This is a genomic window from uncultured Brachyspira sp. (assembly GCF_910578695.1).
Classification (GTDB): Bacteria; Spirochaetota; Brachyspiria; order Brachyspirales; family Brachyspiraceae; genus Brachyspira.
The window spans coordinates 36065-61702 of the sequence record NZ_CAJTQJ010000008.1; the positions used below are offsets into that span (position 1 = coordinate 36065).

At 27.8% G+C, this 25638-nt stretch carries 26 protein-coding genes; 21 read left to right on the forward strand and 5 right to left on the reverse strand.

The genetic code is table 11. From position 1 onward, the window contains the following. Positions 1–142 precede the first annotated feature (142 nt). Positions 143–1594 (reverse strand): Asp-tRNA(Asn)/Glu-tRNA(Gln) amidotransferase subunit GatB, encoded by a 1452-nt coding sequence (gene gatB / locus QZ288_RS04155; protein ID WP_295155346.1) that lies wholly within the window; start codon positions 1592–1594, stop codon positions 143–145. 204 nt (positions 1595–1798) lie between these two features. On the opposite strand from gatB, the gene hpt reads away from it, so the two are divergent. After that, the gene (hpt, locus tag QZ288_RS04160) at positions 1799–2329 is read left to right on the forward strand and encodes a hypoxanthine phosphoribosyltransferase (protein WP_295155349.1); all 531 of its coding nucleotides are present in this window, start codon (positions 1799–1801) and stop codon (positions 2327–2329) included. Between the two features lie 56 nt (positions 2330–2385). On the opposite strand, the gene plsY is transcribed toward hpt, so the two are convergent. From plsY to QZ288_RS04175, 3 genes are all read right to left on the reverse strand, one after another. Beyond that, positions 2386–3039, reverse strand: coding sequence for a glycerol-3-phosphate 1-O-acyltransferase PlsY (plsY, locus tag QZ288_RS04165; protein ID WP_295155352.1), 654 nt, complete (start codon positions 3037–3039; stop codon positions 2386–2388). Further along, a complete protein-coding gene (der, locus tag QZ288_RS04170; protein ID WP_295155355.1) occupies positions 3029–4495 on the reverse strand; it encodes a ribosome biogenesis GTPase Der in 1467 nt (488 codons plus the stop codon). Before der ends, plsY begins: the two co-directional genes overlap by 11 nt. Before the next feature lie 114 nt (positions 4496–4609). After that, the gene (locus QZ288_RS04175; protein ID WP_295155358.1) at positions 4610–5038 is read right to left on the reverse strand and encodes a hypothetical protein; all 429 of its coding nucleotides are present in this window, start codon (positions 5036–5038) and stop codon (positions 4610–4612) included. Positions 5039–5175: 137 nt separating this feature from the next. On the opposite strand from QZ288_RS04175, the gene eno reads away from it, so the two are divergent. The 15 genes from eno (at position 5176) to rsmD (ending at position 19142) form a co-directional block, all read left to right on the forward strand. Next, positions 5176–6471, forward strand: a complete 1296-nt coding sequence (gene eno / locus QZ288_RS04180; RefSeq protein ID WP_295155361.1) for a phosphopyruvate hydratase — start codon at positions 5176–5178, stop codon at positions 6469–6471. A 599-nt stretch (positions 6472–7070) separates the two neighbouring features. Beyond that, positions 7071–7442 (forward strand): PepSY-like domain-containing protein, encoded by a 372-nt coding sequence (locus tag QZ288_RS04185; protein ID WP_295155363.1) that lies wholly within the window; start codon positions 7071–7073, stop codon positions 7440–7442. Positions 7443–7774: 332 nt separating this feature from the next. Then, the gene (gene hisIE, locus QZ288_RS04190; RefSeq protein WP_295155366.1) at positions 7775–8464 is read left to right on the forward strand and encodes a bifunctional phosphoribosyl-AMP cyclohydrolase/phosphoribosyl-ATP diphosphatase HisIE; all 690 of its coding nucleotides are present in this window, start codon (positions 7775–7777) and stop codon (positions 8462–8464) included. 357 nt (positions 8465–8821) lie between these two features. Then, the gene (locus tag QZ288_RS04195; RefSeq protein ID WP_295155369.1) at positions 8822–9358 is read left to right on the forward strand and encodes a hypothetical protein; all 537 of its coding nucleotides are present in this window, start codon (positions 8822–8824) and stop codon (positions 9356–9358) included. Between the two features lie 16 nt (positions 9359–9374). Beyond that, complete coding sequence (locus QZ288_RS04200; protein WP_295155372.1) at positions 9375–10283, forward strand: hypothetical protein; 909 nt, start codon at positions 9375–9377, stop codon at positions 10281–10283. 12 nt (positions 10284–10295) lie between these two features. Next, complete coding sequence (locus QZ288_RS04205; protein ID WP_295155375.1) at positions 10296–11006, forward strand: hypothetical protein; 711 nt, start codon at positions 10296–10298, stop codon at positions 11004–11006. A 51-nt stretch (positions 11007–11057) separates the two neighbouring features. Next, positions 11058–11726 carry a cell envelope biogenesis protein OmpA gene (locus QZ288_RS04210; RefSeq protein WP_295155377.1) on the forward strand — a complete coding sequence of 223 codons (669 nt, stop codon included), beginning with the start codon at positions 11058–11060 and terminating at the stop codon, positions 11724–11726. Between the two features lie 5 nt (positions 11727–11731). Continuing rightward, positions 11732–11983: a hypothetical protein gene (locus tag QZ288_RS04215; protein WP_295155380.1), complete on the forward strand. Its 252-nt coding sequence runs from the start codon at positions 11732–11734 to the stop codon at positions 11981–11983. A gap of 12 nt (positions 11984–11995) precedes the next feature. After that, positions 11996–12634: a tia invasion determinant gene (locus QZ288_RS04220; protein WP_295155383.1), complete on the forward strand. Its 639-nt coding sequence runs from the start codon at positions 11996–11998 to the stop codon at positions 12632–12634. 23 nt (positions 12635–12657) lie between these two features. Next, complete coding sequence (locus tag QZ288_RS04225) at positions 12658–13455, forward strand: OmpA family protein (RefSeq protein WP_295155386.1); 798 nt, start codon at positions 12658–12660, stop codon at positions 13453–13455. 133 nt (positions 13456–13588) lie between these two features. Beyond that, positions 13589–15112 (forward strand): YifB family Mg chelatase-like AAA ATPase, encoded by a 1524-nt coding sequence (locus QZ288_RS04230; protein WP_295155388.1) that lies wholly within the window; start codon positions 13589–13591, stop codon positions 15110–15112. Positions 15113–15366: 254 nt separating this feature from the next. Beyond that, positions 15367–16665, forward strand: a complete 1299-nt coding sequence (locus QZ288_RS04235; RefSeq protein ID WP_295155391.1) for an O-acetylhomoserine aminocarboxypropyltransferase/cysteine synthase family protein — start codon at positions 15367–15369, stop codon at positions 16663–16665. 23 nt (positions 16666–16688) lie between these two features. Beyond that, complete coding sequence (locus QZ288_RS04240) at positions 16689–17810, forward strand: homoserine O-acetyltransferase (RefSeq protein ID WP_295155393.1); 1122 nt, start codon at positions 16689–16691, stop codon at positions 17808–17810. 54 nt (positions 17811–17864) lie between these two features. Then, a complete protein-coding gene (locus tag QZ288_RS04245; protein WP_295155395.1) occupies positions 17865–18539 on the forward strand; it encodes a hypothetical protein in 675 nt (224 codons plus the stop codon). Between the two features lie 39 nt (positions 18540–18578). Beyond that, complete coding sequence (rsmD, locus tag QZ288_RS04250; RefSeq protein WP_295155397.1) at positions 18579–19142, forward strand: 16S rRNA (guanine(966)-N(2))-methyltransferase RsmD; 564 nt, start codon at positions 18579–18581, stop codon at positions 19140–19142. Between the two features lie 94 nt (positions 19143–19236). Here rsmD and QZ288_RS04255 read toward each other — a convergent pair whose 3' ends face one another. Continuing rightward, positions 19237–19668, reverse strand: coding sequence for a PepSY-like domain-containing protein (locus tag QZ288_RS04255; RefSeq protein ID WP_295155400.1), 432 nt, complete (start codon positions 19666–19668; stop codon positions 19237–19239). 361 nt (positions 19669–20029) lie between these two features. Here QZ288_RS04255 and QZ288_RS04260 point away from each other — a divergent pair, with 361 nt between their 5' ends. From QZ288_RS04260 to QZ288_RS04280, 5 genes are all read left to right on the forward strand, one after another. Beyond that, complete coding sequence (locus tag QZ288_RS04260) at positions 20030–21040, forward strand: FAD:protein FMN transferase (RefSeq protein ID WP_295155403.1); 1011 nt, start codon at positions 20030–20032, stop codon at positions 21038–21040. Positions 21041–21127: 87 nt separating this feature from the next. Beyond that, positions 21128–22108, forward strand: coding sequence for an acetylxylan esterase (locus tag QZ288_RS04265; RefSeq protein ID WP_295155405.1), 981 nt, complete (start codon positions 21128–21130; stop codon positions 22106–22108). Between the two features lie 133 nt (positions 22109–22241). Beyond that, positions 22242–23705, forward strand: coding sequence for an ATP-binding protein (locus QZ288_RS04270; RefSeq protein ID WP_295155408.1), 1464 nt, complete (start codon positions 22242–22244; stop codon positions 23703–23705). Positions 23706–23871: 166 nt separating this feature from the next. Then, on the forward strand, positions 23872–24804 hold the full coding sequence (gene trxB / locus QZ288_RS04275) for a thioredoxin-disulfide reductase (protein ID WP_295155411.1): 933 nt from the start codon (positions 23872–23874) through the stop codon (positions 24802–24804). A 381-nt stretch (positions 24805–25185) separates the two neighbouring features. Continuing rightward, the gene (locus QZ288_RS04280) at positions 25186–25623 is read left to right on the forward strand and encodes an Rrf2 family transcriptional regulator (RefSeq protein ID WP_295155414.1); all 438 of its coding nucleotides are present in this window, start codon (positions 25186–25188) and stop codon (positions 25621–25623) included. Positions 25624–25638 lie beyond the last annotated feature (15 nt).

Sequence of the window (25638 nt, forward strand, 5' to 3'; positions counted from 1 at the left end):
TAACTCCGAAATAATTTTGCTATATATTAAATACTGACGCTTTTTTTAAGATTTTATATATTATCTATTTGACAAAATAAAACTTATATAAAATAAATCACATCCAAAAACAATTTATTTCAGATGTGATTTAATTATAAAATTATTCGCTTAAAACTTTTCTTAATACTTCATTAACAAGCTTAGGATTACCCTGACCCTTAGTAGCTTTCATAGTCTGCCCTACTAAAAAGCCGAATGATTTTTCTTTGCCTGCTTTAAAGTCTGCCACTGATTTAGGATTTTCTTCTAAAACTTTTCTTATAATGGCTTCAAGCTCTCCTGTATCGCTTACCTGCTTGATTCCTTTTTTATCAATTATAACAGAAGGAGCTTCTCCTGTTTCGCACATATCTTCAAAAATCTCTTTTGCTATTTTACCGCTTATAATTCCTTCATCTATAAGTTTGAAAATCTCTCCTATATGCTCAGGTTTAGGCTTGAAATCTTTTATAGTCTGAAGTTTTTTATTTAAGTATGCATTAACTTCTACCATAATCCAATTGCTTATTTTCTTAGGCTGTTTAGGATAAGATTTAACGGCAGCCTCATAATAATCAGCTAATGCAGCATCTTCTGTAAGTACAACTATATCTTGGTCAGGCAAATCATAATCTTTTTTAAGTCTTTCTCTCTTTTGCTGAGGAAGTTCAGGAAGTTCTTTTTTAGCATTTTCTATCTCTTCATCTTTTAAAACTAAAAGCGGTATATCAGGGTCTGGAAAATATCTGTAATCTGCCGCACCTTCTTTTGAACGCATACCTTTTGTAGTATTTTCTTTAGCATCATAAAGTCTTGTTTCCTGAAGTATTTTCTCTCCGCTATTTAAAGCCTTAATCTGACGCTTTATTTCATAATCTATAGCAAGCCTTACATTTCTAAAGCTGTTCATATTTTTTACTTCGGTTTTAACGCCTAGTTCTGTACTTCCTTTAGGGCGTATAGATACATTAGCATCGCATCTTAAAGAACCCTCTTCCATATTACAGTCGGAAACATCAATATATTTAAAAATCTTTTTAAGTTCTGTAAGATATTGATAAGCCTCTTCTCCAGTAGATATATCAGGCTCGCTTACGCATTCTATCAAACAGCAGCCTGCACGGTTAAGGTCAACATAGCTTAAAGGTCTTCCTGTATCATCATGCACAAGTTTTCCAGCATCCTCTTCAATATGTATTCTGTTTATTCTTATGCTTTTATTATAAGAAGAACCATCATCATTAAGCACAGTAATATCAAGATGCCCTTCAGTACATATCGGCTCATCCATTTGAGTAATCTGATAGTAGGAAGGCAAATCCGGATAGAAATAATGCTTTCTTGCAAATCTGCTTTTCTTTTGAATAGTGCAGTTAGTAGCAAGTCCTGCTTTTATAGTTTTATGCACCATTTCTCTATTAACTATAGGTAAAGTACCTGGGTGAGCCTGACATCTCGGACAAGTGAGAGTATTTGCAGGAGCACCGAAAGTGTTTGGGCATGAACAGAATGCTTTAGTTTTAGTATTAAGCTGAACATGCACCTCTAATCCTATGACTGCTTCATATTGCATATTATTTAATCCTAATTTTAAAATATTATGTTTATTTTATATGAATTTCAATTTTTTTTCAATATAATTTCAATATTAAAAAATGCTTAAATTGACAAACATTCTAATATTGTTATAATTAAGCAGAAATTAAAAGCTTATATTAAAATTAGTTAAAGCATATTAATAATAACTTTTAAATTAAAAAGTTAGGAAATAAAAATTATGAAAAAAGATGAAAATATAAATAAAATACTAATCTCTGAAAATGATATTAATAAAAAAGTAAAAGAATTAGCTAAGCAAATTTCTGATGATATTAGAGAAAAGAAAACAGTGCCTTGTTTAATAGGGCTTCTTAAAGGCTCATTTATATTTTTAGCAGATTTATCAAGATATATAGATGTTCCTGTAGAGATTGATTTTATGATAGTATCAAGTTATGGAAATGATAAAATAGGCTCTGAAATTAAAATTTTAAAAGATGTTGATATACCATTAACGGGAAGAGATATTATTATAGTAGAAGATATAATAGATACAGGATATACTTTAGAAAAGATATGCGAGGTTTTAAAAAATAGAAATGCCGCTTCTCTTAAAATATGCACTCTTTTAAATAAACCTTCAAGAAGAAAAATTGATATAAAAATAGATTATAATGGTTTTGATATAGAAGATGAATTTGTTGCAGGATACGGCATTGACTATGCACAGAAATATAGGAATCTGCCTTATATAGGTGTTGTAGAGTAGAATAATATTTATTAATATAATTTGAATTTATTATAATCTATTAATTATTATTATTATTAATTATTATTCTTTGAAAAACTATTTTCCTCGCCCTTAAGCATTCTTTTATAATTAGGTATATGCTTTATTATAATGAATATTGCAAGAAATATTGTTATAGGCAGAAGAGTCATATAATTTATATTAAAAAATATTCTATATAGGAAATTAAATTTAAAATATAATAAACTTAAAACTATAGGAAAAGCAAGAGCTCCGAATGTAGAGCCGATAGCAACAGTTTTCTTTGAAATAAATAAACCTATAAAGAAAAATACCATAGTAATAATCAAGCTTATAGGGGCAAGCATAAACATAGAGCCTGCACTCACAGCAACGCCTTTACCGCCTTTAAATCCTAAAAATATAGAAAATACATGCCCAAGTATAGAAGCAACAGCACAGGCTGCTAATATATAGCTATGAGAAGAAATTACTGAAGACAATATAAAAGAAGAAATTAAAACTGCTGCCATACCCTTGCCTATATCGCATATATAAGCTGCAATTCCAGCTTTTTTTCCGCATACGCGAAGTACATTGCTGGCACCGGGATTACAGCTGCCCTCTTTTCTAATATCATATCCGTTTATCTTTCCTATTATAAATGAAAATGGTATAGCTCCTACTATATAGGAAACTAATATACTTATTATAATTTTAACTGTCATATTTTTTACCTCTCTTTCTGAAATTAAGTACAATAGGTGTTCCTCTGAAATCAAACATCTCTCTGAATCTGTTTTCTAAATATCTTTTATAATGCTGATTTAATTTATGCGGATGATTGCAGAATACTGCAAAAGAAGGAGGATTAACATTCGTCTGAGTAACATAGAAAATCTTAAAAGGATTTCCTCCTGCAGATATAGTATATTCTCTTGTAGCTCTTACCATAGTTTCTGTAAGTGCATGAGTTTCAAATCTCTGCAGTCTCGTCTTTGCCACTCTCACAGCAAGAGATAATAATTTATCTGCATCGTTTTTTCTGGAAGCACATACCCTAGCATAAAATGCATAATTCAAAATAGGAAAAGCCTCTTTCATATATGCCTCATAATCATTCCAAGTAGTGCCCTTCTCCCTTATATCCCATTTATTTGCAGCAATTACAATGCCCTTTCTTCTTTCTATTATAAGATTAGCAATAGTTTTATCCTGATCTGTAAGCCCCTCAAAAACATCAAGCATAAGTATGCATACATCAGAAGACTCTATAGCTTTTACGGCTCTGTTTACGCTGTAATATTCTATATCAGTATTAACATTTTTCTTTTTTCTTATTCCTGCAGTATCTATAAGACAAATATCATCTCCCTTAAAATTGAAAGTTTCATCTATAGAATCCCTTGTTGTTCCTGCTATATTTGATACTATGCTTCTGTCTTTTTCTATCAATGTATTTAATAAAGTAGATTTTCCTGCATTAGGCTTTCCTACTATAGCTATATTTATGATTTTATTTTCTTCATCTTTTTCTTCTTCATTATTATTTTTATATTTTTCTTCTGTTATATTTTTTTCATCGTATTCATCATATTTATTATATTTTTCTGTATTCTCTTTGCTATTTTTAATATTATATTTTTTATCTTTTCTGCTATTTATTCTTTCAGCCTCTAAATCAATTCCTATACTTTCAAGCACTTCAAGTATTTTTTCTCTTAAATTATCAATGCCGCTATTATGCTCAGCACTTATTGGAACTATATCATTTATACCCAAAGAATAAAACTCATTAATCAAATTAGTATGAGAATCTGCATCTACTTTATTTATAACAAGTATTATAGGCTTATTTAATTTTCTTATAGTATTGATAAAATATCTGTCATCTGGGTGATTTTGATGAACATCTACTAAAAATAATAATATATCCGCATCAAAAGCCGCAGCCTTCAAAGCCTTTTCTCTTACCTTTTCATTTAAAGTATCATCGCTTATGTCAAGAAGTCCGCCCGTATCAAAAACATTGAAAGCTATATCATCTATATAAGTTTTAGCCATACTGATATCTCTTGTTACTCCTGCTGTAGGGTCAACTATAGATTTTCTTCTTCCTGCAAATCGGTTAAAAAGCGTTGACTTGCCTACATTGGGTCTTCCTAATATAGCGATATTTTTCATTTATTAAACCTTAAATAAAATATGATAAAATCAAATGATATCATAATTCTTAATATATTGCTATTATATTTTTAATATGCTTATTTTTACTTTTATTTATTTTATAATTTTGTATTATTCTGAAATCAATTTATAAAACCAAGTATCCTCTGAATTATTTAAATTAAGAATATATTCAATGCCGTTAGTATCTGTAAATAAAATTTTTTCTTTACTATAATTAATAGTCATTTTAGTATTATCAAAATTTAAATCTATAATATTATTAGTATTTTTAATGTCTTCTATATATTTAGCTTCCTCTATATTTTTTATTACTTGATTTCCTTTTTTATTATCTATAGTACCGTAAATATAAGTAAGCTTATTTAAACTATTTGTATCTTCTCTTTTTACTAAAATAAAATTAAGCATTTCATTAGTAAGCATATTTCCCTTAGCATCTTCATCAAACATCAAAATACTTACTTTATCGCTTATATACATATTGCAGCTTGATAAAAATATTAATATGAGTAAAAAAATAAAATATATTCTTTTCATAATAAAACACCCCTATAAATATAAAACAAATCAAATGATAAAAAATAATATAATTATTTATATGTTCAGTTTTTCACTTGAAATTTATGCATTATGTTATATTATATATTAAATAAGAATTTATAAGGAGTTATAATATGTCTTTAATAGATAATATAGTAGCTAGAGAAATACTAGACTCAAGAGGTAATCCTACAGTAGAAGTTGATGTTTGGCTTGACAGCGGAGTTATGGGAAGAGCGGCTGTACCTTCAGGAGCTTCTACAGGAGAACATGAGGCAGTTGAATTAAGAGACGGAGATAAGGCTAGATATTTAGGCAAAGGCGTTCAGAAAGCTGTTGAGAATGTTAATGAAATTATTTGTAATGAACTTATTGATATGGACGCTTTAGAGCAGGTAGAAATTGACAGAACTATGATAGAACTTGACGGCACTGAAAATAAAGGGAAATTGGGTGCTAATGCCATACTTGGAGTATCGCTTGCTGTGGCAAAGGCTGCCGCTGAAGAATTGGGAATGCCTTTATACAGATATATAGGCGGTACTAATGCTAAAACCTTACCTGTACCTATGGCTAATATCTTAAACGGCGGTGCACATTCATCAGCTCCGATAGACTTTCAGGAATATATGGTTATGCCTGTGGGCGCTCCTACTTTCAAAGAAGGGCTTCGCTATGTAGCCGAAGTATTCCATAGCCTAAAAGCTATACTTCATGACAGAGGATTAAGCACTACAGTAGGAGATGAAGGCGGTTTTGCTCCTACTCTTAAAGATAATGAAGAGCCTCTTCAGGTAATTATACAGGCTATAGAAAAAGCAGGATATAAGCCCGGAGATGATATAATGATTGCTATGGATCCTGCTTCTAGTGAATTCTATAATAAAGATAAGAAAAAATATGTATTTCATAAATCTGATAACAGAGAATTAACTCCTGCTGAAATGGTTGATTTCTATGTTAATTTATGCAGCAAATATCCTATTATATCTATAGAAGACGGTGTTGCTGAAGATGACTGGGAAGGCTGGAAAATTTTAACTGAAAAATTAGGAAAAAAAGTTCAGCTAGTAGGCGATGACTTATTTGTTACTAATGTAAAAAGACTTCAAATGGGATTAGATAAAGATGTTGCTAACTCTATTCTTATTAAAGTTAATCAAATAGGAACATTAACTGAAACTTTGGATTCTATAGAGCTTGCTAAAACTCATAACTATACAGCTGTTGTTTCTCACCGTTCAGGCGAAACCGAAGATTCTACTATTGCTGATATAGTTGTAGCTACTAATGCAGGACAAATCAAAACAGGTTCAGCTTCAAGAAGCGATAGAATTGCTAAATACAATCAGTTATTAAGAATTGAGGAAGAATTAGGAAACAGAGCCGTTTACTTAGGCAAAAAAGCATTTTATAATGTTATAAAATAATATTAATTTTAAAGCTTTAAATACTATATAATTAAAAATAAACAGGGAATAATAATATAAAAAGTTATTCCCTGTTTTTTTTTGCAGGCAATTTTTATTTTGTTTTATTTACTAATAAAAATTGCTACGCTGTAAAAATATTTATACTAAAGTATAAATATGCTCCGCGATTTTTATTAAAAAACTAATCTAATTAACTATAGCTTTTATTTATATATAAAAAACTTGTGTATATATCGGCATAACTCCTTATGAATGTCTAACTCATAGAAATAATTAAATTTATTTCAAAATAATTTTACATAATTTAAATAAATCAGCTGAAAATGTATATTTATAAATATTTTTTACATAGAAAATATAAAAAACATAATTTATATCATAATTACATAGTAAATATACTGATTTTTATATTTTAAGTAAAATTATTTTACATTTATACTCTATTTTTGTAGTATATGTATATTTATTACTGTTTATTATATAATATTTGTAAATTTTATGTAAATTTTTTGTAAATAAATATTGCCTAATTTTTACAATCTGGTATAATTATAAATGTAAAGAGATTTTACAATACTACAGATAAGGAAATATAAATGACTAGAAACCTTTTTATTAAAATTACACCTAGCAAACTGCCTCAGAATATCAGAAAATTTATAGAAGATAATTATAGAAATACTAAAATAGTTTATATAGATAAATTCAAAGATCAATATGAAATAAAACTAAGCAATGGAATTCATATTAATTTTGACAAAAACGGTATTTGGAATTATATATCAAGCGATGATAGATTATCTGTAAATATACTTCCTAAAATAATAGCCAGCAGACTAAAAAATATAATGAAAAAATATAATAATGCTCATATATTTGAAATTAATAAAAGAATAGAATTTTACAGAGTGAAATTAACTAATTCTTTAGAGATTTGCATAAGAAATAACGGACAATTAATAGCATAATATCAAAATAATAAATATATATAAAAGGCTTGAATATTTATATTTAGGTCTTTTATCTAATATATAAAAAAATAAAAAACTATTGTTATGCAGAATATATAAAAAATGCAATGTTTTAAATAATTTTTTAATTATAATTATATCATATAATTTTTAGTATATATAATTATTGACTATACAAAAATATTAAATAATAAAGTAAGAACATTCTTTTTTTAATTATTATCATTTTAATTTATATTAAAAAAATATACCAATTAAATATTGCAAAAAAATCATATTTATATCATAATTACTGTTAATAATATTTTAAAATTTTACGGATAATTTTTATGAATAATAACAGCAATAATGATAATATAGCAGAAAAAACAGAAGAAATAATAGAAAAATTAAAATTTGATGATAAAGGCTTGATACCTGCTATAGTTACAGACTATTATACAAAGGAAGTTTTAACTCTTGCATATATGAACAAAGAAAGCCTTGAAATAAGCATAAAAGAAAATAAAACCTGTTTCTACAGCAGAAGCAGACAAGAACTATGGAGAAAAGGAGAAACTTCAGGAAATTATCAGAATATACAATGCATAAAATCCGACTGCGATAATGATGCATTGATTATAGAAGTGATAAAAGAGGGGCCTGCATGTCATACAGGAAATGAATCCTGCTTTTTTAATGAAATATATTCAAAAGAGGATTATAAAGATTTTTCAATATACCAGCTTTATGATATTATAAAAAATAGAAAAATTAATAAAACAGAAGGCTCATATACTACATATTTATTTGAAAGCGGAATAGATAAAATATTAAAAAAAGTCGGAGAAGAATGCACAGAAGTTATAATAGGTGCTAAAAATGACAGCAGTAAAGAAATAATATACGAAATATCAGATTTGCTTTATCATACATTAGTTTTGATGGCGGAAAAAAATATAACTATTGATGATATAAAAAATGAACTTTCATCAAGATCAGTAATTGATAAAAAAGAAAAGCAAAAAAGTATGAAATAAAAATAATCATTATACTCTAATAAAATATACAGCATATTATATCTTTGTTTCAGGTTGTATGCAATTCAAGAATAACAAAATCAGTTTCATATTATACAAAATAATACACTAATTATAAAAAATACTAATAATCTAAAATAAAATATTATTAAAACTATCTCTAATTATAGCATTGATTTACTATATATTAATGTATAACACATAAAATAAAGCAGTAAATAGAAAAAATATAGATATAAGGCATATATATACAAATTTTTAATTATTTTTAAAATATTAAATTTAATAATTAAATTTTAATTGACTTTTTTTATGTATAAATGTATATTTTATATATAAAAAAATATGGAATATGCGATGAAAATACTATCTATTATATTGATTTTACAATTTTTATTAATAACTTCATGTACTAAAGACTACGGCGTAAAAATAACTAAACCGGGAGCAGATTTAATTCTTTCAAAAATGCAAAGCGGAAATTGGGCTAATGCATCTGCTAACGGCAATAAATTAAATATAAGCGGAAGTCAAAATTTCAATGGGGATTATACATTTGAAGAACCTATATTAGGTATAGGCGGAGTATACAAGGATGATAAAGGTGAGTATATTATGGCGGCTCCTGCAGGAAATGAGCTTTATGTTGTTAAAATGGATAAAGATGCTAAAAAAGCTGTTGATGCCATACTTGATGTTATAGATGATAAAGGAGGCGAAGCTGTTATTGGGAATTTAATAAGTGCTGTTATGGAAAATGGTGCTGATATAGATTTAAGCGATCCTAATAAAATACTTGCAGGTACAAACTTACCTGCTGAAAAAAGAACTGAAATTGAAAATATATTAAAAAATTCAAGCGGTAAATTTACAAATGGTGAAGCTATTAAATAATATAATGGGTTTTATTATGAAAAAAGTTTTAATATTATTATCTGTCTTATTTTGTTTTAATGTATATGTTTATGCAAAAGGACTTCCTCTTTCTGTATTATCATCAGGCGAAGATTATAGCTGGATAAAGGGAAGACAAATGATTAGTATAAACTTAAATCCCGGCGGTGCAGTATTCTATCCATTGCTGTTTAATACTCTTGTTAATAATGCTGTTCATAATACAGGACTTATCGGAATGGATTTAGGCAGTATTGGTAAATATTTTGACTATGCAGATGCAAAAGGCTCTGCTTGGTATATACCGGCAATATCATATTCATTATTTGTACATAAACAAATATCAGCGGAGGCAGGTATAGGACTTTATTCAAGTACTTATAATTTAACAATATCAAAGGATAATGCTGAAAAATTATTGGATGCATTAGGACAGGGAAATTATGTTGGGGCTGTTGGAACTGATACGGTTTTCAATGCTTCTTTTATATTTATGCCTATAACTTTCTCAGTAAAATTTTACGGTCCTAAAAGACAATTTTATAATGCATTTCGTTTTGGCATAGATGCGTTTTTCTATACAGTTTCTTCACAAAACGGACTTACAGGGATAAAAACGGATCATACAGTTTATGATGCTGCTTTATATATATCTTATGAAATAGGCTGGAATATAGAATTATTCCCTACTAAAGAATGGAGGGTAAAGCCAACTATAGATATAGCTTTGCTTGAAATAGGATACTATGTAAGACCTTGGACTAAAAATGTATACAATACTGTAACAGGAGGAGCTGCTTCCTTAACTACAGGATTTTCTGCATTTAATATTCCTTCTTGGAATAGTTTTCCTGATTTTGCTAAATATCTTGCAAATATAAGATTTGCATTATTCCCTAGAATAGGGTTTAGTTTAAGATTTTAATGGATTTGTATTATGAAATTAAATAAAATAATTATTTTTATATCTTCAATATTTTTTATATCAAGTGCTTCGCTTAAGTCTCAGGATTATTTAAAGCATTCTTTAGGTGTGGATTTTGGAACTACTTTATTTTCTATGGGTATAATACCAATTATAACAGATTTAGCTTTCAAGCCTAATAACGGCGATAATGGAAAGTTTTATGATGGTAAATTTGGATTAAGATTACAATATAATTATACATATCTTCCAAAACAGTCTCTTGATATAACTTTAGGTTTTTATGCTTTTGATACCCATTACGGAAGTTCAGGAAATTCTATTACTGATAACTTAGGCAATATTATAAGCTCAAAATCTTTAAGTAAATTCTATAACGGCAGTACAATAGCTATACCTGCTTCAATAGGAGTAAGATTTTATTTTAATAAAAATAATACTCCAAGCGGATTCTTTTTACTTCCCAAAGTTGGAATGACAACATTTATAATAAATGGCAAGGAATTAAGAGATGACGGCAGTATTAGACATAAAACAACATCTGTTTATGATTTTTATATATCAGGAGAAATGGGATTTAGAATAGACTTATTTTCTAAAATTGGTTCTAATTGGGAAGTTCGTCCATTTATAGATATATCTTTACTTGATTTAGGATATTCATTTACTCCCGGTATTAGAATCATACCTCTTCCGAGATTGGCTGTAGGTATATTGTTTTAATAATAGGTATATTGTTTTAATAATTGATAATGTTTTGTAAGGTTTTTTATTATGAAAAGAATTTTATTATTAATGATAATTACTTTATTTATGAGTTCATCTTTATTTGCATTAATTGAATCATTTTATATAGCACCTAAAGTTGTATATAATTTTAATGATTCAGGTGTTAATAATGAAAAAGGAAAGCGTATAATAAATAATTATCTTGGAGCGGGTTTCTCAGCAGGATTTGATTTTTATAAATATCAAAGAAGCTTACCATTAAGAGTGGAATTAGAATATACTTTTAAAGATGGTATGACAGGAAATTATCATACTGCAAATATATTAAAGCAGTCTCAGCATTCAATATTAGCAGCAGCATACTACAGTATTCATATTTTTCATATTAAAAAGAGCGAATTAAGAACTATCACAGCTGAAGAAATATATAGAAGAAATCCAATAATGTCTTTATATTTAGGGCTGCTTATGGGCACTAAAATTAATGCCAATACTTATGACAGATGGTTTGAAGATGGAGGTAAAGTAAAAGCTACTGTAACTACTATACCAAAGCCTGTATTTGCAGTAGGAGGTGCTGTAGGATTTGATATATGTGTTACTAGTTTCCTCAATTTAGATATAGGATACAGATTATTATACGGATTAGATAATGTTCTGTCGCATGAATTTGCTATAGCAGCAAGATTTCCAATACCAGACCTTAGGAAGTAATAGTTATGAAAAAGATAGTTTTATTATTGTTATCAGCAGTATTGTTTATTTCCTGCAAAACAGGAACTTTAGTTGTAGTGCCTATACCAAATATTGAAATAACTGTATATCCGCCTCAGACAAATTTGGAGAGAACCAGCAGTTATAACTTTAATGCTTATCCTAGATTATTCAATAATAATTTAGGTATGAATAGCTGCTTTTACAGCAGTAATACTAATAATTTAGTAAAAGATAATTTTGTTTATTTAAAATAAAAGGGTTGTTATATGAAACGATTAGTGATTATATTATTATTTTTTATTGCTGTTTTTTCCAATAAAAATTTATTGTCAGCAACTTTTTCAGGTATTTATATAGCTCCCAAAATAAATTTTAAGCATGAAGCTCTCAATAAAACTAATAGATTAGAATTAGGAAAACTTCCTTTTCGTGAAAAAAACAATTATATAGGAGGAGGCTTTGCTGTAGGATATGATTTATTTAGAAAAACTAGATTAGTACCTTTAAGATTTGATATAGAATATATGTTTCAGGGAGTAGTCGGAAAAAAAGAAACTTGGATGCAAAGTATAATGGCTAGCATATATTATGATATAAATGTATTTTTCCTAAAAAACAGCGAGTTGGATGTCGTTACTTCCAGAATACTTTACAGCAGAACACCTATTATAAATTTATATATAGGATTATCTTTTGGAAGCAGATTATATCAAATGCTCTATAAATATGATGATATAGGAAAAGCCCTTATCACTAGAAATTCTTTTGCATTTGGAATCAATGCAGGCATAACATACAATGTATTTGATTGGCTTGCTGTAGATTTAGGATATAGATACTTATTAGGCTTTGGGTTTTTCGATGCTCATGAAGTACTTCTAGGAGCTAGATTTACTATAAGATAAAATTATTTTTAAGAAGTTTTATTATGAAAAACAAAATTTTTACTTTGACTTTTTTATCAATTATTATTATATATGCTGCATCATGCTCTACAAATGATAAGCATGTTATTGTATTGGCTTTAAGTAAGCAATTGCATGCTGTACTATATAATGATAATAGCGAATCTACAAAAACAGCATCTAAAACATATACTCAAAAAAATGATATAGCAACTGTTTATAATTCTGTAGAGGAATCTGCTCAAATAGAAAAAAAAGAAGAAGTGAAAATTACAGCAAATAATGAAAATGATGCTGAAAAATACAATAAAAAAGAAGAACCTAATATAACATCTGCAGAAATTATGGATTCTGTAGATGCTATAGATGTTGTAGATGTTGTAGATGCTGCAATAATAAAAGAAACTAAAATTGCAAAACAAAATTATGATAATGAAGTATTTATTACTAAAAATATTATAAGTTTTGATTTTGATTCTTATGAATTAAAAGAAGAATATAATAAAGGCATAGATGAAATTTATGAATATTTAAACAAAAATAAAAATGTTAATCTAATAATAGAAGGACATAGCGACAGCAGAGGAAATTACAATTATAATATATATTTATCTGAAAACAGAGCTAAAGCTATATTTAATAGATTAGTAGATAAAGGAATACATAAAGAAAGGCTCAGATATATAGGATATGGCTCTAAATACTCATCTGAATATAATGATAAAGATAGAAAATGCCAATTTGTTATAATAAATAATTCAAATGAAGAAGCTAAATATAAAAAAGATAATGAGACTGATATTATTAAATTAAAAAACTAAATATATTTTTATCAAATTCTTTATAATTAATTAAATTACTTAATTATTAAAAAATATTAATAATTAAGGCTTAAATTATAAAAAAAATTTGTTTAACTAATTGCATATAAATATTTATATAACGGAGTTTTATATGCATACAAAAATATATTCAGAAGCTCTTTACGGAATAGAAGGCATACCAATTGTTATAGAAGTAAATATATCAGAGGGACTTCCAAAATTTGATGTAGTGGGACTTCCAGACCAGGCAGTTAATGAAGCAAAAGAGAGAGTAATTGCTGCAATTAATAACAGCGGCAGATTTTTTCCTCCAAAAAGAATAACTATAAATTTAGCACCTGCAGATTTAAAGAAAACAGGAAGTATGTATGATTTAGCATTTGCTTTGGGAATACTTTCTTCAAGCGTTCAGATATTTTTTTCAGATTTTATGGATAAAACTATTATACTTGGTGAGCTTGCATTAGACGGAAGCGTAAGAGAAGTTAAGGGTATATTTTCAATGCTTCTTAATGCTAAAGAGCTTGGAATAAAAAATGCTGTTATACCTTTCAATAATATAGATGAGGCTGATATTGTTGATGGAATTAATCTTTATCCTGTAAAAACTTTAAAAGAAGCTATAGATGCCATAGAAGGAAAAAGAGAACCTATAATATCTAAAGGAAAATACAATTTTGATAATGATGAAAATGAAGCTGTAGATTTTTCAGATGTTAAAGGTCAGGAATATGCTAAAAGGGCTGCAATGATAGCTGCTGCCGGAGGGCATAATTTTATAATGATAGGCTCTCCGGGATGCGGAAAAACATTGATAGCAAAAAGAATACCAACAATACTTCCTCCATTAACATTTGAAGAGGCATTGGAAGTTACAAAAATTTATTCATCTTACGGACTTTTATCAAAAAATATGCCTTTAGTAAAGAAGCGTCCTTTTAGAATACCTCATCATACTTCTTCTTATGTAAGTCTTGTAGGAGGGGGAAGAAACATAAAAGCAGGCGAAATTACTTTAGCTCATAATGGTATTTTATTTCTTGATGAGTTTGTAGAGTTTCAGAGTTCAGCACTTCAAACTTTAAGAGAACCTATGGAAGAAAAAACTATTACTATAAGCAGAGCAAACGGAAGCCTTTCTTTTCCTGCCAATTTTACATTAATTGCTGCTATGAATCCTTGTCCCTGCGGATACTATGGAGATGAAAAGCATATATGCAGATGTTCTGATATTGCAAGAAGAAAATATATAGCAAAGCTTTCAGGTCCTATATTAGACAGAATAGATATTTCAATAGAGGTGAGGGCTGTAGATTATGCTAAAATGATTTCAAAAGCTGATGGGGAGAGTTCTGCCTCTATGCGTAAAACAGTGATTAAAGCAAGAAAGAAGCAGGAAAAAAGATTCAAAGAAAATAATATAAAAATATTTTCAAACTCTTCTATGAGTATAAAAGATACTGATAAATTTTGTATTTTAGATGATAAGGCTAAAAATCTTCTAAATTTAGCTATAGAAAAATTTTCAATGAGTGCAAGAAGCTATAATAAAATATTGAAAGTATCAAGAACAATAGCAGATTTGGAGGATAAAGATATCATAGGAATTGATCATATTACAGAAGCTTTACAGTACAGATTTAATTTAAATTAGCATTTTTAATAAAAAAATATAAATTACTATTGACAATAATTTTATTATGTTATACAATGATATATAATTTTTTGGAGTTATAAAATCAATGAAAGCAATCATCGTTATAAACAAAATGCATTGTTCTATGCAAATGCGTATATTAAATAATGATGGCTGTTAGTATAGTTTATTTTTTTGTTTTTTGAATTTTAAAAGCCGTCAAAGTTAATTTTGGCGGCTTTTTTTATATTATATTTTTTAAGGAGAAAAAAATGTCAAGAGAATTAAAATTTGAAACTTTAGCAGCTCATGCAGGACAGGAGGATTTGAATGATGCATCTGGAAGCAGGGGTATACCTGTATATAAAACTACATCATACTTATTTAAAAACTCCAAACATGCAGCAGATTTATTCGGATTAAGAGAATTAGGCTATATTTATACAAGGCTTGGAGACCCTACTGCTGATATTCTTGAAAAAAGAATTACTGCTATGGAAGGAGGAAAATCTTCTGTTGCTGTATCATCTGGAACTAATGCCATATTTTATACAATAATTACAATATGCGAGGCAGGAGATGAAATAGTATCTGCTAATAATATATATGGAGGAACATATTCTCAATTTGCAGCTATACTTCCGAAATTAGGAATAAATACTACATTTGTTGATGCAAAAAATCCTGATAATTTTGCTAAAGCTATTACTGATAAAACTAAATTAATATTTATAGAAACAATTTCAAATCCTTCATTAGATTTTGTTGATATAGAGAAAGCAGCAAAAATAGCACATGATGCAGGAATACCTTTAGTAGTAGACGCCACTTTTACAACTCCGTATCTGATTCAAACAATTAAATATGGTGCTGATATAGTGATAAACTCTCTTACAAAATGGATAGGAGGTCACGGAAGTGCTGTAGGAGGAATAATAACAGATTCAGGTAATTTTAATTGGCAAAGCGATAAGTTTCCATTATTTACTAAGCCTGATTCTAATTATCATGGAATTCGCTGGGCTTATGATTTGCCTGATGAACTTAAAAGTATTGCATTTGCATTAAGAGTGAGAACTGTACCGCTTAGAAATTTAGGGGCTTGTCTTTCTCCTGATAATTCTTGGATATTTATTCAAAATGCTGAATCTTTGGCACTTAGAATGGATAGACATTGCTATAATGCACTTAAAACCGCAGAATTTTTAGAAAAAGATGACAGAGTTGAATGGGTAAGATATCCGGGACTTAAAAATGATCCTTCATATAATATAGCTAGTAAATATTTGAAAGATAAATTCGGAGGAGTAGTTGTATTTGGAATTAAGGGCGGATATGATGCGGCTGTGAAATTTATAGACAATATAAAATTATTTTCTCATTTAGTTAATGTAGGAGATGTTAAGAGTTTGGTAGCTCACCCTGCATCTACAACACATTCTCAATTATCTGAAGAAGAATTAAAAAAAGCTGGTATAAGCCAAAACTTTATAAGGCTTTCTATAGGTATAGAGCATATTGATGATATATTGTATTATTTAGATGAAGCTTTAACTATAGCAAATAAATAGTATAATATTATTGGGGATTATTTATGAAAAACATAAAAAAAGAAAATAATGAAAATAAAAAAAAGAAAATAATAAAAAATGAAAAAAATGAACTTGAGAATAATGAATTAAAATTTTTTAATTATAATAAAAAATTTAAATTTGAAAATGGTGCAGATATAGATGAATTGATTATAGCATATACTGTAAACGGACAATTAAATGCTAATAAAAATAATGCCGTATTAATATGCCATGCTTTTACAGGGGACGCTGATGTTGTTTCTTGGTGGAATAATTTTGTAGGGAAGAAAAAAGCTATAGATACTGATAAATATTTTATAATATGTTCTAATGTATTGGGAGGCTGCTCAGGGACTACAGGACCTTCATCAAAGAAGCCTAATAGTAATTTATATTATGGTACGGATTTTCCGAGTTTTACAATTAAAGATATAGTAAAAGTTCAAAAGTTATTAATAGATCATCTAGGAATAAAAAAACTTCATTGTGTTGCAGGCGGTTCTATGGGAGGAATGCAGGCTTTGCAATGGACTGCTTCATATCCTAATATGATGAAAAAAGCAATAATAATAGCAAGCTCTATGAGGCATTCTCCTATGCAAATAGCTTTGAATGAAATATCAAGGCAGGCAATAACAGAAGACAGTGAATGGTACGGCGGAAAGTATTATGGTATATCAAGCCCTAATAAAGGTCTTGCATTAGCTAGAATGCTTGGACATATTACATATATGAGTGAGGAATATATGAAAAAAAAATTTGGCAGAAAAAGAAAAAAGTCTTTAAAATATTTTACCCCCTCTTTTGAAGTAGAAAATTATCTTCATTATAACGGAGAAAAATTTACAGCAAGATTTGATGCTAATAGTTTTTTATATCTTACTAAAGCTATGGATTTTTTTGATGTTAAAGATGAAATAAAAAAAATAAAAACAAGAAAGAATGCTGAATTAGAAAAAGTTCTTATTATATCTTTTATGTCAGATTGGCTTTATCCAAGTACTCAGTCCGCTGAAATAGTATCTGCTTATCAGTATTCAGGTATAGATACAACATTTTACGAAATAGAATCTAATTACGGGCATGATGCTTTTTTATTAAAAAATTCTGAACAAACAAAATATATAAAAAACTTTTTATAAAAAGACTTGTTTTTTTATTATTTATTAGTTAGTATATATTTTAAGGTATTGCTTATGAAAATAATTTTTTCTCGATTTGTTATAGGAAGCATTGTAATATTAATAGGAATTTATATATTATTGCAATATGTTTTTCATATTTATATTCCTGCATTAGCATATACTCCTGTATTCACTATAATAGTTGCACTTTTGATAATGGCTTGGGGAGTTTCTATTGTTGTTGGAATGGGATTTTACGCTTCTAAAACACTTCTTGGAATATTTGTTATAGGGGCAGGAATATATATTCTTATAAGATACTGCTTTAATGTTAATATGCCTTTTATATTGTATACGCCTATATTTAGAATGATTATAGGTATGATAATAATATTTTTGGGTATATATATATTATTTGGAATGCATTATGTCAGAGATGATGTGCCTAAAAATAAACAAATAAAATACAATGTATATTTCAAAACTAATAATATAGATTTGTCAAATTTGAAAATAGATAGAAACAGAACTATAGATATTAATAGTGCTTTCTCTGATACTGTAGTTTTTATAAGCGATAAAGTACAAGTGCATATAAAAGCATCAAGTGCATTTGGAAATGTTTCGCTTCCTACAGGAGACAGCGTCAGCTTTGGGGAAACTAATTTCATAATTGGAAGTTCTGATGAAATACTTTATTTGAATGTAAGTTCTGCTTTTGCACAAATAAGAGTTTTATATAAATGAAATTAAAAATTTTATATAAATGATATATGGTAATAATTTATGCATATTATATCTGGAAATAAAAAAGGAAGAAAAATAATAACTCCGAAAAGAGATTTCAGACCTACTCAAAGTAAGGTAAGAGAGGCTTTTTTTAATATAGTTGATGCAGGAGATAAAGTATTCTTAGATTTATGTTCCGGAAGCGGTGCTATGGGTTTTGAGGCTTTAAGCAGAAATGCTAAATATGCTGTTATGATAGAAATAGACAGAGATGCTGTAAAAACCATATTCTTAAACGCCAAAAATATATTTAAAGATGATAAAACATTATACAAAATAAAAAGAATATCAGCATTTGATTATGTAAAAAAAACTAATGATAAATTTGACATAATATATTTAGATCCTCCCTATCATTCTAAAATATATTTTGATATTATAAATTGCATATTGAGTAAAAATATATTAAATGAAAATGGTATTTTAACTGCAGAATTCGGATTGGACTATTATAAAAAATTTTTGGAGGATAAAAGTTTAAATGATATTATAAACGGTATTATGAAATATGATATAAAGATATATGGAGAAAGCGTATTAGTAATATTTCAATATATATAAAAAAGGAGACACCGTAAAATCATCATCTCCGAAAATATTTCATAAACCCCTATTAATTTTTATAAACAAGCATTATAACTTATTAATTTAATTATTAATCGTCCCATTGCTGTCCCATTAACTGCCCATTAGCAGCTATATATAATTCCATCATATTATTAAGTTTTACTTTGTAATTACCCCATTCTTTTTCAACATCTATCATTATAGCCTGAGGATAAGTTCTTCTAACTGTATTAGCCACATTCTGAGGCAAAACACTTAAAGGAATTCCATTCCAGCCTCCATCTATATCAGTCCAATCGCCGTTAAGTAAAAAGTCTATAGAAACACCATTTGATAAATCAACTTCAAATTTTCTTCCGTCTCTTTCAACTTTCCATATTTGAACATTAGGATAAACTCTTCTTATAAAGTTTCTTGCTTTTTGAGGCAATGATGAAGGAGGAACTACCCAGTCAGCAAAAAGATTTGATGTAGAAATAGCAGTTAAAGTTATTAATAAAGCTAATAATTTTTTTGTCATAATAAATCTCCTTAATAATTATATTTTTCTATAAATAATCCCTTGTAAATTATCTTTACAATTATAAGTATATCAGAAAATTAATTAATGTCAATATAATTTACTATAACTTTACAATTTTTTTACAAAAAATATATATTATTTTAAAGTTTATAATACTTTTTATACATTATGTATCTTTTATGTATTTTATAGTAAATATTTTTTACTTTATTTATTAATTATTAGAATATTTATATTTTTTATATGGCTTTTATAAATAAAAGCTATTATATGAATATGTAAAATTTTATTTTTACAATCATTTTTTATAAATGGTTTATAAATAAAAGAAAATAATATATTGGATATAATCAGTACTATGAAAAAAAAGAAAAAAAATATATACCTATTAATACCGATAATAGCCGTAGCATTAATAATATCTATTTCATTTTATAGAAGCAGAGGCAAATATATAACATCTTCTGTTGTGATAAGCGATACTATACTTAATATAACTGCACAGACATCTCATAAGAATATGGAGAGATTAATAGTAAGTATTACAAATGAAATAAATAATATGGATAATATATTAAATCCGTATAATGCTTCAAGTGAAATAAGCATAATAAATAGAGAAAGTTTATCAGGAAAAACTGAGATAGAAATTTCAGATAATATGGCTCATATATTTACATCAGGATTGAAATATTCAAAATTAAATCCCTCTTTTGATATAAGCGTAAGACCTTTGATAGAGTTATGGGGATTTGGAGTAAAGGAAAATCAGGCAGTTCCTTTGAAAACAGATATAGATAATGCTGCAGCTAATATAGATTATTCAGCTGTAAGTATAATTACAAATAATGATAATAAAAAAATATTAAAATTATCAAAGCCTTTAACATTTGATTTCGGTTCTTACGGCAAAGGCTATATAATAGAAAAATTAAAAAGAGTATTTGCAGATTATAATATAAAAAACTATTTAATAGATTACGGCGGAGATACCTATGCCAACGGACTTAATAGAAGAGGCAAGCCTTGGGTAATAGCTATAAGAAATCCTAGAGATAATGATGAAGGTTATTTAGGTTTTTTAGAATCTACTAATTATGCTATAGTAACAAGCGGAGATTATGAAAGATATTTTACTCAGGACGGTACTAATTATCATCATATAATAGATGCCGAAACAGGGTATCCTGCATACAAAAGCATATCTGCTACAATAGTTCATACTAATGCAGAAGAGGCAGATGCATTGTCTACAACTGCATTTTTGATGGGTACTAATTTTTTTACAAATGAGGCTTTCAAGTATAAAGAGGCATATATTGTAACTTCTGATAATGAGTTATTTATAGTTACTAATGAAAATTTTTAATTATATAAAAATATTGAAAAAAAGATGATATATACTATACTTCAAATATAATTAAAAATATACTAGCTTTACGGAGGTTTTTTTTATATGGCTTTTTTTGATTTAAATTTGGAAGAACTTTATAAATATAAGGGCAGCAGTGAAGAGCCTAAAGATTTTGATGAATTTTGGATTAATACTTTAAATGAAAATAATCATAAAACAGAAGTTCAATATACTTTAATAGATACTCATTTAAAACTATTTGATGTATGGGATGTATCTTTCAAGGGATATTCTAAGCATTCTATAAACGGATGGTATATAGCCCCAAAGTATGCTAGGGAAAATAATCAAAAATTAACATGTATAATGTGCTATCCGGGATACGGCGGCGGCAGAGATTATCCTAATAATCATTTACTTTTTCCTTCAGCAGGATACAGCTTATTTGTTATGGAGGTAAGAGGACAAGGTGCTGAGGGAGGAAACGGAGCTGTAACTTCAGATCCTATAGGTTCATCTCCTCATGCTGACGGTTTTCTTACTATGGGAATATTAGATAAAAAAGATTATTATTATAAAAGAGTTTTTATAGATGCTTTTAAATCTATTGAGGCTGCAAAAGAGCATACTCTTACAGGAAAAATCGCTGTAAACGGTACAAGTCAGGGCGGAGGAATATCGCTTGCTGTTTTAGCTCTTGCTGAACTAAAAAAAGAAAAAATTGAGGCTGCTATGATTGATGTGCCTTTTCTATGCGATTATAAAAGAGCATGTACTATAACAGATACTTTACCTTATAATGAAATAGCAAGATTTTGCAAAACTAATAGAATGCATGAAAAAACTGCTTTTGAAACTTTATCATATTTTGACGGAGCTTTATTTGCAAAAAGAAGCAGGGTAAAAGCATTATTTTCTGTGGGATTAATGGATATTTTATGTCCGCCTTCTACAGTATTTGCCGCTTATAATAATTATGCAGGTGAAAAGTCTATAGAAGTTTATACTTTTAATGGGCATGAGGGCGGAGATAATGAGCAGAGCGAAAAAAAATTAAGCTTTTTGAACTCATTAAACTTGTAAATGTATATATGATGTAATGGCTAAAAATTCATATTATTTTGTATAAGTTAATTTTAATAAGCAGGTTGATAATATATTGTATATATGTTATTATAGCATAGCAGCATATAAATAACGGATTAATGGATATGGTATGAAAATTATATCTGGCAGGTTCTTATCTAAAACCGAATTAAAAAACAGAATATTAAGAGATGTAGTTATTTCAGTTTTATTTTTATCTATAATTATTTTAGTTTATATGCAGATTAGAAATCCAATACCTATCAGATTTATATTTAAATCTCTTTTTCAGGATGTAAAAACATCAGTTGTAGAAGAATACTCGAAAATATTCTATCCTACATACTATTTTTCTATGCAGATGACTCCTATATTTGATATAGTAAATCAAGCTCCTGAGGCATATAAGATTTTAATAACTAATTTTTTTCCAAAACATCAATTTATAGAAAAAGCGGCTATGCATGTCGGAAATAATTATATGTCAATAACTAAAGAAGAGAAAGGCTATAAGGTAGTAGGGCAAATTGTAACTACTAATACAGAAAGTCAGTATTCATCAGTACCTTTTGAACAGCTTAGTATAGATTCTTTCTATATAAAAGATGGAAAGCCTTATATACATCTAATATATATAGCAAATGAAAATATTGCTTTTGAATATATTTCGCAATTTAATATAAATTTTAAAGATATTGAATTAAAAAATATAGATAATATTTATGCATATTTGGTAACGGGAAATAGTAAAATAACTTTTCCAATATCATATTCTCATACAAATAATCATTTAGAGAATTTAGATTATGTAACTATAGCAAATATTATGACGGAAGAGTTTAAAGGCACTAATGAAGATATGATAAAAGTACTCTACAAGGATAATAATTATTGGGGATATAAAGGTTCTTTTTCAGTTGTTGATAATAATATAGAAATAGGCATCATTATACCTGAAAAAGCTCTTATTAATAAAATACAAATACCTATAATATTATTTTTGATTATATTTGTAATAGTTACTATAGTTATAATAGTTATGCTTGCCATACATTATATAAGAATAATTGAAGATTTGAAAAGAAATCATATGAATATAGAAAAACTTATTGAAGAAGGCGAAAATACAAATATAGAGTTTAAATCTACGCTTCGTTATGACAGCAATACTGAAAAGATAAATAAAGCATTGGAAGAAGTGATTATGAAATCAATAGCTGCTTTTAGTAATACAGAAGGCGGAAGACTATTTATAGGTATTTCAAATAATGGTGAGATTTTAGGGCTTGAACATGATTATTCTACATTAAAGCAGCCTAACAGAGATTTTTTTGAACTTCATTTAAGAACATTGATAGAAACATATTATGGAAATGCATTTTCTGCTGAAGGAATAAGAATAGATTTTGTTGCAGAAAAAGGAAAAGATATTTGTATAGTATATATAAGCAGAGGAAGAGAACCTGTATATACTAAAATAACAAATAAGCAGGGTGCTAAAGAAGAAAAGTTTTATATAAGAGTAGGAAATTCTTCAAGAGAGATAGCTAATGCAAGCGAGATAATAGCCTATGTAAAAAAGCATTTCAAGTAATTGAAATGCTAATATAATGTAAAAAAAGCATTTGAAATGCTGATATAATGTCAAAAAGGCATTTGAAATGATGAGATGATATATATAAAATATTTAAATCAGTAAAATATTTTGTGTATCTAATTAAAAATATATAATTATTATCAATAATAAAAGGAGTGTTTATATGTCTGTATATGATAGCATAATAATAGGAGGAGGTCCTGCAGGACTTTCAGCTATGCTCTATTTAGGAAGAGCTTTAACTAATTCTATATTAATAGAAAAGAGAGGTATAGGCGGACAGATGATGAGTACTGATGCTGTTGAAAATTATTTAGGTTTTCCTGAAGATATAAGTTCTTTTGAATTAGTATCCAGAATGCAGCAGCATGCTGAAAAATTTTCTAAAAATGAAATAGTTTATGATGAAGTTATAAAAGTAGAAAATATTAAAGATGAAGTAAAGAAAATCATTACTGCTGACGGAAAAACTTATGAAACAAAAACGATAATATTTGCTATGGGAGGTTTTTCTAAGAAATTAGGTGCTAATGGAGAAGAAACTTTTTCAGGAAAGGGAGTTTCTTACTGTGCTACCTGCGACGGAGCTTTTTACAGAAATAAAACTGTTGCTGTAGTAGGCGGAGGAAACAGTGCCTTTGATGAGGCTTATTTTCTTACAAGATTCGTTAATAAAATATATTTAGTTCATAGAAGAAAAGAGTTCAGAGCAGAGCCTATAAATGTCAAGCATTTAACAGATACTGGAAAAGTAGAATATGTACTTGATTCTGTAATAGATGAGATTTGCGGAGAAGGTAAGGTTAATAGCATAAAAATAAAAAATGTTGTAGACGGTTCTATACATAATCAGCCTATAGACGGCGTATTTGTCTTTGTAGGTCAGGAGCCTGCTACTCATTTCTTAAAGGATACTGGATTAGAATTAAAAGAAACAGGGCATATAGTTACAGATATGTCTACAATGGAAACCAATATTGCAGGAGTATTTGCATGCGGAGATTCTATATTAAAGCCTGTTCGTCAAGTTGCAAATGCCGTTGGAGAGGGTGCTGTGGCAGCTATGAGCGTAACTCATTATTTAAATAAAGCATAATTTTAATAAAAAAGAGTTTAGCTTTTTAAATGTAGTTAATATATTAGTTTCAAAATTTGGTATAAATATAATAACGAATGCTGATGATGATTTGAAAAAATTTAATTTAACTGCATAAAATATAATAACAGAGCTTAACTTTATTAAAATTAGGTTCTGTTATTTTTTAATTAAAAAAATTATCATCTGTTCTCGCTTCTAAATTTTGCGGGGTCTGTGAATGGGCGTCTGCCTTGAAATTTTGATAAATAAACTATATTGCTTGCTATATGTATATAATAAATTTATTTTCTTATAAGGAATTGATATTTTCTATTAAAATATGTTGACAAAAAATTAATTTGGTATTATAGTACTAATATACTAAATAAGGAACTTGGAATGATTCAAATATCAGAAGCTTCAGCTATAGCATTACATTCTGTTGTATATATATCTGTAAAAGAGTTTGTATCTCTAAAAGATATAGCAGATAGATTCGATGTATCTTCAAATCATTTATCAAAAGTACTTCAAACGCTTGTAAAGGCTGGATATCTTACTTCTTCAAAAGGTCCGGCCGGAGGATTTAGAATAGCTGAAGGAAAAGAAAATACTTCATTTCTTGAAATATATGAAACTATAGAAGGTAAGAATTGGGAAAGAAGCTGTTTATTTCATTCTAAATGTGACAAATATTGTTCAAGCTGTATAATGGGTGATTTAGTTAACGATATAAACAGAAAATTCAAGAATTATATGGAAAGCCACACCATCAAAGATCGTTATCTGCTCAATAAAGATTTTAAAATAAATAAGAAAATAAATTATAAAAAATAAATAAATGGAGGATTA